The organism is Geothrix sp. 21YS21S-2, assembly GCF_030846775.1.
Lineage (GTDB): Bacteria > Acidobacteriota > Holophagae > Holophagales > Holophagaceae > Mesoterricola.
Genome location: NZ_CP132910.1, coordinates 2,336,091 through 2,351,380, shown reverse-complemented (window position 1 = coordinate 2,351,380; position 15,290 = coordinate 2,336,091). Strand labels below are relative to the sequence as shown.

The 15,290-nt window shown below is 69.0% G+C and carries 16 protein-coding genes; 10 read left to right on the top strand and 6 right to left on the bottom strand.

What is annotated here, in order from left to right:
• Positions 1-12: 12 nt before the first annotated feature.
• From RAH40_RS10410 to RAH40_RS10385, 6 genes are all read right to left on the bottom strand, one after another.
• Complete coding sequence (locus RAH40_RS10410; RefSeq protein ID WP_306602047.1) at positions 13-1,158, bottom strand: efflux RND transporter periplasmic adaptor subunit; 1,146 nt, start codon at positions 1,156-1,158, stop codon at positions 13-15.
• Entirely contained in the window at positions 1,151-1,846 is a 696-nt protein-coding gene (locus tag RAH40_RS10405) for a TetR/AcrR family transcriptional regulator (RefSeq protein WP_306602046.1), read from the bottom strand. Before RAH40_RS10405 ends, RAH40_RS10410 begins: the two co-directional genes overlap by 8 nt.
• A gap of 182 nt (positions 1,847-2,028) precedes the next feature.
• Positions 2,029-3,111 (bottom strand): DUF3187 family protein, encoded by a 1,083-nt coding sequence (locus RAH40_RS10400; RefSeq protein WP_306602045.1) that lies wholly within the window; start codon positions 3,109-3,111, stop codon positions 2,029-2,031.
• Between the two features lie 2 nt (positions 3,112-3,113).
• Complete coding sequence (locus tag RAH40_RS10395) at positions 3,114-3,419, bottom strand: hypothetical protein (protein WP_306602044.1); 306 nt, start codon at positions 3,417-3,419, stop codon at positions 3,114-3,116.
• Between the two features lie 239 nt (positions 3,420-3,658).
• Positions 3,659-4,333, bottom strand: a complete 675-nt coding sequence (locus tag RAH40_RS10390) for a TetR/AcrR family transcriptional regulator (RefSeq protein WP_306602043.1) — start codon at positions 4,331-4,333, stop codon at positions 3,659-3,661.
• Between the two features lie 62 nt (positions 4,334-4,395).
• Complete coding sequence (locus RAH40_RS10385) at positions 4,396-5,595, bottom strand: site-specific DNA-methyltransferase (RefSeq protein ID WP_306602042.1); 1,200 nt, start codon at positions 5,593-5,595, stop codon at positions 4,396-4,398.
• A gap of 203 nt (positions 5,596-5,798) precedes the next feature.
• On the opposite strand from RAH40_RS10385, the gene RAH40_RS10380 reads away from it, so the two are divergent.
• From RAH40_RS10380 to RAH40_RS10335, 10 genes are all read left to right on the top strand, one after another.
• Complete coding sequence (locus RAH40_RS10380) at positions 5,799-6,794, top strand: aldo/keto reductase (RefSeq protein WP_306602041.1); 996 nt, start codon at positions 5,799-5,801, stop codon at positions 6,792-6,794.
• A gap of 60 nt (positions 6,795-6,854) precedes the next feature.
• A complete protein-coding gene (locus RAH40_RS10375) occupies positions 6,855-8,738 on the top strand; it encodes an aldehyde ferredoxin oxidoreductase family protein (RefSeq protein ID WP_306602040.1) in 1,884 nt (627 codons plus the stop codon).
• A complete protein-coding gene (locus RAH40_RS10370) occupies positions 8,735-8,995 on the top strand; it encodes a MoaD/ThiS family protein (RefSeq protein ID WP_306602039.1) in 261 nt (86 codons plus the stop codon). Before RAH40_RS10375 ends, RAH40_RS10370 begins: the two co-directional genes overlap by 4 nt.
• Before the next feature lie 182 nt (positions 8,996-9,177).
• The gene (locus tag RAH40_RS10365) at positions 9,178-9,327 is read left to right on the top strand and encodes a lmo0937 family membrane protein (RefSeq protein ID WP_306602037.1); all 150 of its coding nucleotides are present in this window, start codon (positions 9,178-9,180) and stop codon (positions 9,325-9,327) included.
• Positions 9,328-9,334: 7 nt separating this feature from the next.
• On the top strand, positions 9,335-11,395 hold the full coding sequence (locus tag RAH40_RS10360; RefSeq protein WP_306602036.1) for an AAA family ATPase: 2,061 nt from the start codon (positions 9,335-9,337) through the stop codon (positions 11,393-11,395).
• Between the two features lie 130 nt (positions 11,396-11,525).
• The gene (locus tag RAH40_RS10355; RefSeq protein WP_306602035.1) at positions 11,526-11,864 is read left to right on the top strand and encodes a hypothetical protein; all 339 of its coding nucleotides are present in this window, start codon (positions 11,526-11,528) and stop codon (positions 11,862-11,864) included.
• A gap of 63 nt (positions 11,865-11,927) precedes the next feature.
• Complete coding sequence (locus tag RAH40_RS10350; RefSeq protein WP_306602034.1) at positions 11,928-12,107, top strand: CsbD family protein; 180 nt, start codon at positions 11,928-11,930, stop codon at positions 12,105-12,107.
• A 74-nt stretch (positions 12,108-12,181) separates the two neighbouring features.
• A complete protein-coding gene (locus tag RAH40_RS10345; protein WP_306602033.1) occupies positions 12,182-13,162 on the top strand; it encodes an LLM class flavin-dependent oxidoreductase in 981 nt (326 codons plus the stop codon).
• Positions 13,163-13,277: 115 nt separating this feature from the next.
• The gene (locus tag RAH40_RS10340; protein WP_306602032.1) at positions 13,278-14,399 is read left to right on the top strand and encodes an ABC transporter substrate-binding protein; all 1,122 of its coding nucleotides are present in this window, start codon (positions 13,278-13,280) and stop codon (positions 14,397-14,399) included.
• Complete coding sequence (locus RAH40_RS10335; protein WP_306602031.1) at positions 14,400-15,290, top strand: branched-chain amino acid ABC transporter permease; 891 nt, start codon at positions 14,400-14,402, stop codon at positions 15,288-15,290. It begins immediately after the preceding gene.

The window sequence follows — 15,290 nt, the reverse complement described above, 5'->3', positions numbered from 1 at the left end:
GTTCCGGCTCCCCTACTTCGACGCTGCGGTGAAGGGCACGACCTTGACGGCCATGCCCGGCCTGATCTTCTGCAACCCTTCGAGGATCAGCCGGTCCCCGGCCCTTAGGCCGTCCAGGACCAGCCACCGGGTTCCCACGGCCCGGTCCACCTTGAGGGTGCGCTGCTCGACCTTGCCCGCGGGGTCCACCACCATGGCGATGGCGTTGCCCTTGGGATCCCGCGTGACGCCCTGCTGGGGCGCGAGGATGGCCTGCTCGGCCACGCCCTCCTCCACGACGGCCCTCACGTACATGCCCGGCAGCAGGACCTGCCCGGGGTTCGGGAAGACCATGCGCAGCACCTGGGACCCGGTGGTGGGATCGACCGTCACGTCCGAGAACTTCAGGACGCCAGGCTTCGGATAGGGCGTCCCGTCCTCCAGGAGGAGCTTGACCTTGGCCTGTTCGGCCGAGCCGCCCTGGATGCGCCGGGACTCCAGGTTCCGCCGCAGCTCCATCAGGATGGCGCTGGACTGGGGCGAGTCCACGAAGACCTGGTCCAGCTGCTGGATGGTGGTGAAGGCCGGGCCCTGATAGGCCGTGGCCAGGGCGCCCGGGGTCACGGCGGACCTGCCGGTGCGCCCGGAGATGGGGGCGGTGACGCGGGTGTAGCGCAGGTTGATGCGGGCGGCCTCCACCGCGGCCTTGCCGGCCAGAACCTCGGCCTCGGCCTGCTTGTGGGCCGCGGCGGCGTCCTCGTAGTCCTGCTGGCCCACGGCGTTGGAGGCGGCCAGGTCCTTGAACCGCTCGGCCCGCTTGCGGACGGCGGGAAGGTTGGCCTCGGCCCGGGCCAGGGCGGCCGAGGCCGTGTCCAGCGCAGCCTGGTAGGGGCCCGGGTCGATCTGGTAGAGGAGGTCGCCTTCCTTGACCAGCCCGCCCTCCGTGAAGACCCGCTTCTGGACGATGCCGTTCACCTGGGGATGCACTTCGGCCATGAGAAGGGCCGATACCCGTCCCGGCAGCTCCGAGGTCAGCACGGCCCGCTCCGGCGCCAGGGTCACCACCGCCACTTCCGGGATGGAGGCGGGCCGCGCCTCCTTGGCGCATCCCGTCGTCAGGAGGACCGCCACGGCGGCGCAGGAGAGAAGAACCGCTTCGTCTCGGATGGATCTAGGCATGGAGGGGCTCCTTGGGCAGGCCGGGAGGGGGGTCGTGGGGGATGGGGCCAGGGGCGCCGAGGCCCTTGCAGGCGAAGTCCGTGAGCCGGTCCGCCATCTCCTCCAGGGAGAGGGCGTGGTCGGCGTTGGGCCAGACGAGCTTGTTCAGTTCACTGTGGACGGAATGGGCCATGCACATGCCCTGGAGGGTGATTCCCCAGAAGGCGAGCTCCGGTTCCGTCAGGCCGGGGCGGAGCTCGCACAGGCAGGCGCGGATCTCCGCCACCGCCGGGGCGATGCGGGCCAGGATCAGGTCCTTGACCTCGTCCTTCGGGCCGTGCAGTTCGGCCATGAAAAGCCGGGCCGCCTGGTGCTGGAGCGGATCCTTGGACCGCAGGTGCTCTTCCACCTGGCGCAGGAGCCGCCGGAAGTGGTGATTGAGCCGCTCCCGGGGGTCCGCCAGGGGCGTCTCCGGGGGGTCCACCGGCTCGCACCCCTGGAAGCGGGCCAGCATGTGCTTGAAGACATCCCGGTAGAGTCCTTCCTTGCTCTTGAAGTAGTAGGAGATGAGGGAGGAATTCTTACCCGCCAGGGAAGCTATCAGGCGGATGGAGGTCGCGTCGTAGCCGTATTTCGCGAAGCAGGCCAGGGCCGCGTCCAGGAGCGAATCGCGGGTATCGGGGTTGGGTGTCGGGGTTGGGGCGTCCATGGAGAACCACCAGATTGGTCGAACGACCGATTCACAGACTAGTTCGATCGTTTAAGCAATGCAAGGCCCTTTCCGGATCCTCTTTCTTGGCGCATGGGTTGGTGACGGAACAACCATTCGGCTTTCCCCCGGGGGGGGACCTCAAATTGTTCGTTCGTACGATTTACGTGTCCGCCCAAGCCTCAGAATGCGGCCGTCAGGCTCAGGCCGAGGCCCATGTCGGCGGTGTTTTCGTTGTGGGTGATGTTGTTGAGGTACCGGAAGGTGAGGGCGGCGTTTCCCCGCAGGAGCCAGCGGCACCCCACATCGTGCTGCAGGCTGGGGCGGTGCAGGTTCTGGGAGGGCTGCTCCGGCAGGAAGCCGCTCTGGGCGTAGAGCTGCACGAAGGGGCGGAGCCGTTTCCAGCGCCGGTATTCCCAGGTTGCGTGCCCGCCCCAGCCCCCGGCCATCCTCCCGAAGGGCAGGGTCGTGAAGGCGAGGGTGCCCCTGGGCCGCCGGATGACGCCCACGCCACCGTAGAGGACATGATGCGGCGCCGCCCGCCAGCGGGCCGTCAGGCCGAGGCCATGGTCCCACCCGGAGCGGTAGACGCCATACAGGGTCGTGAGCGGGGGCTTCACGGCCGCATAGAGGGACAGGTCCAGGCCGGGCCGCGCCAGGAACCGGTGCATGAGCCCGAAGGTGGGATCCTGGACCCTGGCGCGCATCGGCCGGTCGCTATAGAACTGCAGCCGGCCGTAGGCCATGACGGCCACGGTCAGCTGGTCCTTCCGGACGCGGTCCCGGCCGAACTGCTTGAATCCCAGGCTGTGGAAACCCTCGATCGCCGAGTCCAGGCCCCCCCCGCCCTGGCTGATGAAGGGGAGCTCGGCCCAGACCTCCGTGCGTTCCGAAAGTCCCGCCCGGACCTTGAGGGAGGTGCGCAGCACTTCCTCGTCGAAGTAGAACAGGACGGGCAGTCCCGCATGGGCGGCGGCCGTGGCCTCGGCGAATTCCCGGGTGACGGTGATCCGGCCCGAAGCCGTCCCCGGCGGGGCCCCCTTGAAGACGTCCGAGAATTCGAAGGTGTTGGCCCGCATGTGGTCCAGATCCGCCCGCCACCGCCCGCGGCCCAGGGGGGAGGGATCCACCGGCTGGTAGACCATCGTGGTCAGGAACAGGGGGAACATCTCGCGGGTGGGGGAGGGCCCCGGCTCCAGCTCCTGGGCCCCCAGGGCGATCCCCGCCGCCAGGCCCAGGGCCAGGGCCCCCGGCCTGCCGGCCATGGTCAGGCCCCCTTGCGGAGCCTTCCCCAGGGCGCCGCGGAGGGCTCGGGCCCCGCGGCGGCCGTGAAGTGGTAGCTGGCCAGGCCTCCGGCCAGCAGGGGGTCCCTGGCCAGGAAGGCGACGAGGGCGGCGCCCGCGGCAGCCGGCGCAAGCGCGATGGGGGCCGGACCGTTCCCGGCCGTGGGGAGCAGGTGGAAGAGGCCGCGTCTCTCGCCCTCCCTGAGCAGGTCCTGGTGGCCCCGCATGCGGAGGGGGCTGATGTCCTTGGGAGGCACGTGGAAGGTGAGGCTGACGAGGCGTTGGGTCATGGGGCTGGCTCCAGGGGGCCGGCGGACGGCTTGGGTCGGGATCCCGGTCGGTGAACGCCAGGAGGAGGATTGATCGGTCGTTTGTCCAATATTCAAGGAAATGATCCAACCATTTCGGGGTCGAGGCAAGGTGCAAATTTGTCATATTTAGGTAAACAATGTCTCACGCCCGGCCTCCTCCCGGGGGATTTCCTCGGGGGGAGGTCGGGCTCAATTTGATTTTGGTCGGACGTTCGAACTTATGGGTGCGGCGAGGAATCCGGCTGTCTGCCGCCCGTCAGGCCGTTCAGGGCCAGGTCCAACAGCCGCTCGCAGGCCTCGAACTGGCTGGCGGGGGTGACCTCCTCGCCCCAGACCACCCGGTTCAGGCCCGCCATGGAGCCGTGCCCCGTCATCATCCCCATGATGGAGGCCCCGATGAAGAGGACCTCGCCCTCGGTCAGGTCGGGCCTGAGGGTCTGGACGCATACCTTCATGGTCGTGGTGACCGGGCCGATGTACTGGAGGAACAGGGGCCGCAGGCTCTCCCGCGGGGTGCGGACCTCCTGGAGCCAGAGGCGGGACCCCAGCTCATGGACGGGGTCCTGGTTCCTGGGATCCTTGCAGATATCGGCGAAGAGGTCGTGGATCAGCTCCCGGAGGATGCGCACGGCGTCCTGCTTGTCCCGGGGTGTGATGCCCCCTTCGGGAATGGGCGGCTTCCCCTTCCTCATCAGCTTCGTCTCGAAGAGGAACTTGAAGACTTCGAGGTACATCCCTTCCTTGTTCCGGAAATAGTGGGCCAGCAGAGAGAGCGGCCGGTGGGCATGGTCGGCGATCATCCGGGTGCTCGTTCCGTCGAACCCGCGCTCCGCGAAACAGGCCAGGGCCGATTGCAACAGGATCGTACGGGTGTCGAGCGCTGCGTTTTCCATCCAGATTCCCATCCAATGGACCCATCTTGCCCCATCGGGAGCGCAGGGTCCATCGGTAGCCGTCATTTCCGGGCGGGCTGCGCCCCCGGAGACGGGGCCACCCGGAAGCAGCGGAAGCCTCCGCCGCCCTTCCAGGCCGCCGACTCCGTGACGCCTCCGGGGTCGGCGCCTTCGACGACCTTCCGCAGGCGGGGGAGGATGTGCGTGTGGCAGTGCCCGCCCAGCTCCACCATGATCCAGCGGCGGCCCATCTTGTGGGCGACGGCGCCGGTGGTGCCGGAGCCCGCGAAGGGGTCCAGCACCCAGTCCCCGGGCCGGGTCGCCAGGTGGATGATGCGCTGCAGGAGCCGCTCGGGCTTGGGGGTGGCGAAGGGGTCCGCCGGGTTGGCGGTCTTGGCCTCGTCACGGGCTTCGTGGTTGTTCCCGGCCTCGGTGTGCAGCCATACGGTCGGGCAAGGGGTGCCCTCCTCGGAAAGGTCCGAAAGGAAGGTCTTGCGGGCGGGAACCGAGGCGCCGGCCTTGCCGAACCAGATGGCGTCGGCCTCCTCCAGCTTCCGGAGCGTCTCCGCGGTGAACCGGGGGTAGGTCCCCTTGGGGGGGGACCAGACGATGCCGTTCCGGAAGACGAACGAGAAGGCCTTGCCGTTCTCCGTGCCGCTTTTCGCGTGGAGCGGGGTGGCCTTCCAGGGGCCCTTGGGGTGGTTGTCCGGGTTCCGGTACCGCGCGTCCATCCCGCCGGTGCGCGGCAGGCGGTTCGGGCGCCACCGGGCCTTGTCCTTGGCGTAGATCAGGATGTGGTCATGGTTGTCCGACAGCCACTTCGCGTCGTTGGCGATGGTGTACTTCTTCTGCCAGACGGCGTTGGCCACGAAGTTCTCCCGGCCGAAGATCCCGTCGCAGAGAACCTTGAGGTAATGGCATTCATGGTCGTCGATCGTGATCCACAGGGAGCCGTCCGGGGACAGCAGGCGCTTCAGGACCTCCAGGCGCTCCCGGATGCCCTCCAGCCAGAGGGCGTGCCCGAGGTCGTCGTCATACTGGGTGAAGGCGCTTCCCGTGTTGTAGGGCGGGTCGACGAAAGCGCACGTGATCAGGCCGGCGTGGGTGGCTTCGAGGGCCTTCAGCGCGGGGAGGTTGTCTCCGTGGATCAGCATGTTGTCCGCCGGAACCGGACGGCGGCCCCGGGCCCGGATGCCCAGCCCCGGCTCCTCCAGCAGGGCCCCCGGGCCCGTGCCGATGCCGTGGGGTTCCGGACGATCCATGCGACGCCTCCTCCCCGAGCTTATCGCGCCCCCGGCCGAAAATATAACGGAGGGGTTGCCGCCTTGGGGCATAGGATCGTGGAATCCACTCCGCCCCCCAGGACCCGGCCATGCCCCCGTTCCGTGCCCAACCCTCCGTGATGCCTGAACCGCCCGATGCACAAACGCAAAGCCCGGGGACGCGGCGCCTCGGGTCCACCGGGATGACCCTGGCGCCCTTGGTCCTGGGCGGCAACGTGTTCGGCTGGACCCTCGACGAGAAGAGGAGCTTCGAGGTGCTCGACGGCTTCCTCGATGCGGGATTCAACGCCATCGATACGGCTGACATCTATTCCGTCTGGGCGGAGGGCAACCGGGGCGGGGAGTCGGAGACCATCATCGGCCGCTGGCTGCGGGCCAATCCCGGCAAGCGCGACCGCGTGCTCCTGTTCTCCAAGGTGGGCGGCGATTTCCACGACGGGCGCAAGGGCCTTTCGGCGCGCTGGATCGCGCGCGCGGTGGAGGACTCGCTGACGCGGCTGCAGACCGACCGGATCGACCTGTACCAGTCGCACTGGCCCGACCCGGGCACGCCGCACGAGGAGACCCTCGGCGCCTATGCCGCCCTGCTGGAGGCCGGAAAGATCCGGGCCATCGGGTGCTCGAACATGGACCCCGCCCGGGTGGAAGCGTCCCTGAAGGTGGCGCGCGCGCTGGGCCTGCCCGGCTACCAGACCCTCCAGCCCGAGTACAACCTCTGTTCCCGCACGGGGTACGAGGGGGGGCTGCGGCAGCTGGCGGTCCGGGAAGGGCTCGGCGTGCTGGCCCACAGCGGCCTGGCGCGGGGCTTCCTGACCGGCAAGTACCGCTCCCGGGCGGATCTGGCCAAGAGTCCGCGCGGCGCGGACATGGTCCGGTTCCTGGACGGGCGGGGCGGACGCATCCTGGCGGCGCTGGACCAGGTGGCGGACCGCCATGGGGCCCGTCCCGCGGAAGTGGCGCTGGCGTGGCTCCTGACCCGGGAAGGGGTGACGGCCCCCATCGCCAGCGCCACCAGCCTCGCGCAGCTGGCCAGCCTGGCCAGGGCCGCGCGGCTGGCGCTGTCCGGCGAGGACCTCCGGAGGCTGGGGCAGGCCAGCGACACCTGGTGGGACGCGGTGGGCCTCGGGCCCTGCCGCGGCTGGCTGGCCAGGGCGTACCGCCGGGTCCTTCAACCCTGACCCCCCCGGCGCATCTTTAAGCTATACTTCGCTCGCCAAGCCGAAAACCGGGAGGTGGACGTGATCAAGGGATTCGCCGGGCGCGTGCTGGAAATCGACCTGGAAGCCCGCACCTTCGCCTTCAGGCCGCTGGACGAGGACATCGCCCGCCTGTACCTGGGCGGCAAGGGCTACGGGACGCGGCTGCTCTACGACCTGACCCGCCCGGGGATCGATCCCCTGGGGCCGGAGAACCCCCTGATATTTGCCACCGGGCCCCTCAACGGGTCCCTGGCGCCCCAGTCCAACCGGTTCGCGGTGGTCTGCAAGAGCCCCCTCACCGGGGGGATCGGGAGCTCGGCCTGCGGGGGCTCGTTCGCCTTCGGGCTGAAGAAGGCCGGCATCGACGTGGTGGTGGTGCAAGGGCGGTCCGGCGTCCCGGTGCGCGTCGAGATCGACGGCGACACGGACGCGGTGCGGTTCCTGGACGCCTCGGACCTGTGGGGGCTGGGCACCGGGGCGACCCAGAAGGCCCTGGGCAGGGGCATGCACCACGCGGTCATCGGACCCGCGGGGGAGAACAGGGTCCTCTACGCCGGCATCGTCTCGGACGCCCGCATCGCGGGGCGCTGCGGCGTGGGGGCGGTCATGGGCTCCAAGGGCCTCAAGGCCCTCTCGGCGCAGGGCACCCGCAAGCTGGAGATGGCGGACGAGGCGGGCTTCAAGACCTACACGCAGTGGGTCCGGCAGGTGTTCAAGGGGCACCCGGTCCTCGGCGAAAAGCTGCGGCGCTTCGGGACCATGGGCATCGTCAACACCACCAACGGCCGCAACATGATCCCCACCCGCAACTTCCAGGCGGGGCACCACCCCGGGGCCATGAACCTCTCGGGCGAATACCTCGAGGACCACGGCCTGGTGGGCGTCCGCTCCAGCTGCCTCCACTGCCCGGTGGCCTGCGGCCGGGAGGTGGAGGTCCCGGGGGCCGGGCGGGTCAAGGGCCCCGAGTACGAGACCGCCGGGATGATGGGCACCAACCTGGGCATCACCGACCTGGCCGAGGTGAACCGCTGGAACTGGATGGCCGACGAACTGGGCCTGGACACCATCAGCCTCGGGGTGACCCTCGGGTTCGCCATGGAGCTCCAGCAGCGCGGCCTGCTTTCCACGGGGCTGACGTTCGGCAGTCCCGAAGGGGTGGCGGAGATGATCGAGGCCATCGCCCACAGGCGCGGGATGGGCGACGAGCTGGCGGAGGGGACCCGGCGCCTGAGCCTGAAGTACGGCGGCAAGGAATTCGCCATGCACGTCAAGGGCCTGGAGCTCTCGGCCTACGACCCCCGGGGCTCCTTCGCCCAGGGCGTGGAATACGCCACCACCAACCGCGGCGGCTGCCACGTGCAGGGCGCCAGCATGTACTTCGAGAGCACCGGCCCCCTGACCATCAATCCCCAGAACCTCAAGCTCAAGGCCGAGCTCCCGGTGGTGCAGCAGAACCTGGCCTGCGCCGTGAACTCCATGGTGCTGTGCATCTTCACGACGTACGGCCTGATCCCCCGGCAGGTGCACGCCCTCAAGCCCAGCGGCTGGGTCCACCGGCTGGCCCGGGTGCTCTTCGAGAACAGCGGGCCCGCCTACCGCTGGATCATGAGCGGCAAGCTCCTGCAGGTGACCTGGATGGACAAGTGGCTGTCCCGGGTCACCGGCATGCGCATCACCTCGGGGCACCTCCAGGAGATCGGCGCGCGGATCTTCAACCTGGAGCGCATGTACAACCTGCGGGAAGGCCTGACCGGCGCCGACGACACGCTGCCGGACCGGATCCTCCACGAGCCGCTGTACAAGCACATGACCTCGGGGCACCCGCTGGACCGGCTCCTGCCCCAGTACTACCGCCTGCGCGGCTGGGACGAGCACGGGGTGCCCCTCCCGGAGACCCTCAGGCGGCTCAAGGTGCGCCTATGACCATCACCGTCGAATTGACCTACGACATGGCCAAGGTCCTGGGGACCCGGTCGATCCCCATGGAGGCCCCGCGCACCGTGGCGGAGGTCCTCAGGGAGGCGCGGGGCCGGTTCGGGGACCAGGGGGAGGCCTTCGACCGCATGGCCGGCGTGGCCGCCATCGCGGTCAACGGTGTCCTGGTGGCCCACCGGCGGGAGGGCGTCCGGCTCGCGGACGGCGACCTGATCACCTTCGTCAAGACCGCCTCCGGGGGCTGAAGGTCCCGGGGGCGGGTGTCGGGAGCGGAATCGATCGGCGTGGGGTTCAGAATGATCGGCCCCCCGGGTCGCCTGATTTTAAACCCCAATGATCCGAGGCATATGGATAGTGGCCCGAAAGGTGCTTCGTCCCTTCCGCCGCGCCTCCGGCGCGGTTCGGTTCCATTCTGAAGGGGCACGTCATGTTGTGGACCATCGCAGTCGTACTGATCGTTCTCTGGGCCCTGGGCCTCGTCAGCGCCTACACCATGGGCGGGTTCATCCATATCCTGCTGGTGCTCGCCGTCGTGGTCCTCGTCATCCAGCTGGCCCAGGGCCGGAAGATCCTCTAGGCCGGCCATGTCCGGTCCTTCCAAACCCGGCGGCAGGGCAGGGGAGGCCGCAAGACGTCTGCTGGCCTGGTTCGGGAACCGGTCCCCGGCCCTGCGCCTTGCGCTGCTGGCCCTGGTCCTCCTGGTCCCGGCCGGGGCAGCCTATGGCATCCATGTCCTCCGCCACCGGACCGCCCTCGCGGTCCAGGTGGACGCCATGGCTACCGGAGGGGGAGCGGGGGAGGGGCCGTGGTCGCTGAACGACGCGCTGCCGGTGGTGTTCGGCACGGGTTCGGCGCTGGGCTTCCTGGAGACCCATCCGGTGGAGCGCATCAATGTGATCTACCGGCCCCTGATGTGGGACCTGTCCGAGCGCATCCTCCTCATCGAATCCGGCGGCCGGCAGTACGCGTACTACCCCAGCGACATGGAAACCCGGATCCTCACCGACAAGGCGGTCACGGCCGCCTGGGGCGGCAAGCTCGTCTTCATCCCGCGCAGCGAGCTCCGGTCCGCCAGCCTGCGGTTGGTCGAGCGCCTGGACACGCGTTTCGCCGGCGCCCGCCCGCAGTCGGAGAAGAACGCCTGGCGGACGGTGGCCAGCGGCCTATTGTCGGCCGTGCTCATCGTCAGCGTGCTGGCGATCCTGTTCCACCAGTTCCGGGGGCAGTTCAAGACCCTGGCGTTCATCGAGCCGTCGAAGGTGCAGGGTTCCCTCGACGATCTGGTGGGCATGGACGACATCAAGGCCGAGGTGGCCCAGATCAAGGACCAGTACCAGAGGCGGGCCATCTACGCCGAATACGGCATCGCCCGCCCCTTCAACGTCATGTTCAGCGGCCCCGCCGGGACGGGCAAGACCAAGCTGGCCAGCTACCTGGCCAAGGAGCTGCGGCTGCCGATCCTCTTCCACTCGGCGGCCAACCTCGAGACGGGGCTCGTCGCCGGGGGCTCCGACACGTTGACCCGCATCCTGGCCCTGGCCAAGCGGCGCCGGCGCTGCATCGTCTTCCTGGACGAGGCCCAGGACCTCTTCATGAAGCGCGGCGGACGCCGGAAGTTCGACGACGACACCGCCAACACCTTCCTTTCCGTGCTGGACGGGGTGCGCAGCCGGAACGGGTGCGAGATCATCTGGATCGTGGCGAGCAACTTCAACAGCGAGACCATGGCGATGGACGAGGCCATGCTGCGCCGCTTCCAGATGAAGGTGGACTTCCGCATGCCCAATCCGGAGGAGCGGCAGGCCATCTTCGGCCACTACCTCGCCCAGCGCTCCGGCAAGGTGCTGCCCGGCCTCGACCTCCGCCACCTGGTGGCCGTGACCGAAGGCCGCAGCCCGGCGGACCTGGAGACCATCGTCAACCAGGCGGGCATCCTCGCGGTGCAGGCGGGCGAGATGATCGACGCGGGGACGCTGATGCGGGCCGCCGAACGCGTGCTGGTGGGGAACGTCAACATCCACACCACCCAGGAACGCCAGCGCGATCGACGCATCATCGCCACCCACGAGTGGGGGCACTTCCTGGTGGACCTCGCGCACGAGCGCAGGCGCACCGGCGACGACTGGGACCTCATGCTGGCCGAGGTGCGGACCATCAAGATCTCGCTCAAGGCCAACCCGCGCACCAACGCCCTGGGGTTCGTCTTCCACAAGGAGGGCGCCAACCTGCTCAAGACCAAGGGCGACATCGAGCAGGAGGTGCGGGTGCTCCTGGGCGGCATGGCGAACGAGGAGCTGTTCTTCGGCGAGGAGGGGACGACCAACGGCGCCCACAACGACATCACCCGCGCGACGAAGCTGCTGCACCACGCCATCGGCGAAATGGGCATGTACCGCAAGACCCGCCTCAACTTCGGCGCCCTCCGTCCGGACGCGTCCGGAGGCGAGGTGGACGAGGAGACCCGCGCCATCATGGAAGCCCAGAGCGAGCGCCTGTACGGCGAGACCAGGGCCATCCTCGCCGGGCTCCAGCCCCTGACGGCGCATCTGGTGGAGAAGCTGCTGGAGGCCAACGAGATGAACCTGGCCGAGGCGCTCCTGGTGATCCGCGCCTTCGAGGCCGGATGCCCGGGCCGATCAGGATGATTCCGTGGTCATCAATTTGGAGTACCCCCGGCCCGGGCACGGGATGCGATGGCATGTTAATGCTGCAAAACCATGAGGTATGTCTTGGGCACGCCAAATGCATGGTTCAGGACGTGGACAAGGAGCCCTCATGATCAAGCAGTTGGCAACATTCGTTATCCCCTTGGCCCTCCTCCTGGGCACGGGGACGCCCAGCCCCGCCCAGACAACCCTGGGCGTGCACGTGGGCCCCATCGGCATGGGCTATGCCCATGACGCTCCCCCCAGGCCTCGCATGGAACGGCGGGGACGCCGCCCGGGCAGGCACCATCACTGGGTCGGCGGCTACTGGGAACGCCAGAACGACGCGTGGGCCTGGTCGCGCGGACGCTGGGAAGAGCCCCGGGAACGGGGCGCCCACTGGGTCCGGCCCCGGTACCACCATGAGCACGACGGCTACCGGTACGAAGCCGGCCGCTGGGAGCGGTAGCAGGACCGCGCCGGCGCCGGCCGGCGGGGGTGGAACACAGGACACCGATTCAAGGAGCGTTCGATGAAGAGCGGAATGAAGGACAAGGTCCAGGGCAGTCTCACCGAAGCCAAGGGCAAGCTCAAGGAAGTCGCCGGCAGGCTGACCGGACAGAAGGATGTGGAGATTGCCGGCGCCAACGAGAAGGTGGCCGGCAAGATCCAGAAGAAGGTGGGTCAGATCAAGACGGTGCTCGGGAAGTAGCTGCCGGCTTCCCTCCCCGGAAGGCCCCCGCGGTTGCGGGGGCCTTTTGGCGCGGGCCGGGGTAGAGTGGGTCCATGATTCCCTTCTCGATCCTGGACCTCGCACCGATCACCGAAGGGGGGGACGCGGGCCAGTCCTTCCGGAACACCCTCGCCCTGGCCCAGCACGCCGAGCGCTGGGGCTACCACCGCTACTGGCTGGCCGAGCACCACGGCATGCCCGGCATCGCCAGCGCCGCCACGGCCGTCCTCATCGGGCACGTGGCCGCGGGGACCCGCACGATCCGGGTCGGCGCCGGCGGCATCATGCTGCCCAACCATTCGCCCCTGGTCATCGCCGAGCAGTTCGGAACCCTGGAAGCCCTCTTTCCCGGCCGCATCGACCTGGGCCTGGGGCGGGCGCCCGGGTCCGACCCCGCCACGGCGCGGGCCCTGCGGCGGGATCTCGCCTCGGACCCCGACGCCTTTCCCCGGGATGTGCTCGAGCTGATGGACTACTTCTCCAGCGAGCCCAGGCTGGGGGTGCGGGCGGTGCCCGGCACCGGGCTGGAGGTGCCGCTGTGGATCCTGGGGTCCAGCACCTTCGGCGCGCAGCTGGCCGCGGCCCTGGGGCTGCCCTTCGCCTTCGCCTCCCACTTCGCGCCGGCCTCCCTGATGCAGGCCCTCGACCTGTACCGCGCCCGGTTCAAGCCTTCCGTGCGTCTGGAGCGGCCGTACGTCATGCTCGGCTTCAATGTCTTCGCGGCGGACACCGACGCGGAGGCCCGGTTCCTGGCGACGTCCACCCAGCAGGCCTTCGTGAACCTGCGCAGCGGCCGGCCCACACGCCTGCCGCCCCCCGTGGACGGATACCGGGAGCGGCTCGGTCCCCAGGAACAGGCGCTGCTGGGCCAGATCCTGGCCTGCTGTGCCACGGGCGGCCCGGAAACGGTCGCGAGGGGGCTTGAGGAATTCATCGAACGCACCGGGGCGGATGAACTGATGATCACCTCCCAGATCTTCGACCCGGCCGCGCGGCTGCGGTCCTACGAGCTCACGGCGGGCCTCCGGGGCTGAGGGGGTCCCTGGGACCGTTTTCAGGTTATTCTGGGCCAGCGATTCCCCCCAGCCTGATCCCAGTCCGCCCGATTCGGGGCGGTGACGTCTACCCCTAGCCCCGAGGACCATCAGCATGAAATCCGCCTTGCTTCTGCCGATCCTGCTGGTCCTGTCCGGCTGCAAGCCCAAGGGGGACGAGCTCAAGATCGGCGTCTCGGCGCCCCTCACCGGGGACATCTCGGCCCTGGGGCAATCCACCCGGAACGCCATCACGCTGGTGCAGGAGGAGGCCTCCGCGGGCCTCACCCTGGGCGGCCGGCAGATGAAGGTGCGTTTCATCGTGGAGGACGACGAGAACAAGCCCGAGTCCACGGCCACGGTCTTCCAGAAGCTCATCAGCCAGGACAAGGTGGTGGCCATCATCGGCTCCCAGTCCAGCAAGTGCTCCAACGCGGGCGCCCCCATCGCCGAGGCCGCGCGGATCCCCCAGGTGACGCCCTGGTCCACCAATCCCAACGTCACCAAGGGGCGGAAGTTCATCTTCCGGGCCTGCTTCATCGACCCGTTCCAGGGCCGCGTGGTGGCCCAGTTCGCCACCGGCCGGCTCAAGTCCAGGACCGCCGCGGTGGTCTTCGACGTGGCCAGCGACTACAACAAGGGCATCGCCGAGGTGTTCCGGGACGAGTTCACCCGGCTGGGCGGGAGGATCGTGGGCTTCGAGACCTACAACACCAAGGACACCGACTTCTCGGCCCAGCTCACCAAGGTCAAGGGCGCCAACCCCGAGGTGCTCTTCCTCCCCAACTACTTCAACGAGGTGCCCCTCCAGGTGCAGCAGGCCCGCAAGCTGGGGCTCACCGCCACGATCCTGGGAGGCGACGGCTGGGACAACCCCGAGCTGGTCAAGCTGGGCGGCGCGGTCATGGACGGCGCCTACTTCTCCAACCACTACTCGCCCGACGCCGACAGCCCCGTGGCCAGGACGTTCATCGCGAAGTACACCGCCCGGTTCAAGGCGGTGCCCGACGCCGCCGCCGCCCTCACCTACGACTCGGCGCGGCTCCTCCTCCAGGCCGTGGCCACCGCGGGCAAGGCCGACCCCCGGGCCATCCGGGACGCCCTGGCCGCCACCTCGGGGTTCCAGGGGGTCACGGGCGCGATCTCGTTCGCGGGCACCGGCGACCCGGTGAAGGGCGCCGTGGTCATCCGGATCGAGAAGGGCAAGTTCGTCTTCGACAGCGCGGTCAATCCCTGAATGGGCGTCCTCGTCCAGCAGCTCCTCAACGTCGCGCAGCTGGGGGCGGTGTACGCCCTCATCGCCCTGGGCTACAGCATGGTCTACGGCATCATCCGCCTGATCAACTTCGCCCACGGGGACATCTTCATGCTGGGGGGCTTCATCGGGCTGCTCATCGGCGTGCGCCTGCCCTGGCTGCCGGTGTACGTCATGATGCCGCTGGCCATGATCCTCACGGCCCTGGCCGGCGTGCTGGTGGAGCGCGTGGCCTACCGGAGGCTTCGCAACGCCAACCGCATGTCCGTGGTCATCACGACCCTGGGCGTGGGGATCTTCCTGGAGAACCTGGTGCGCCTGACCGTGGGTCCCGAGACCCGGCAGATCCGCTCCGGCATGCCCACGGCCTCCGTGGCCTGGCTCCAGGGGCACCTGGGGGTCTACGTCACCTGGGACAAGGTGCTGATCATCCTGGTGTCCTTCTCCCTCATGGCGATCCTTTGGCTGGTGGTGAACCGCACCCTGGTGGGCACGGCCATGCGCGCCGTGGCCGACAACAAGGACGTGGTGCCGCTCATGGGCGTGAACCTCAACCTGATCATCGCGGGCACCTTCGCCATCGGCTCGGCCCTGGCGGCGGCGGGCGGGATCTTCTACGGGCAGGCCTACGCCCTCGACCCCTACATGGGCATCGACCTGGGCTGGAAGGCCTTCATCGCCGCGGTCATCGGCGGCATCGGCTCCATCGAGGGGGCGGTGCTGGGCTCCTTCCTCCTGGCGGGGGTGGAGGTGGCGACGGTGGCGTACCTCTCCTCCAACCTGAAGAACGGCATCGCCTTCGGCCTGCTGATCCTGCTGCTGCTGGTGTGGCCCTGGGGCATCATGGGCAAGCCCGGCATGAGGAAGGTGTAG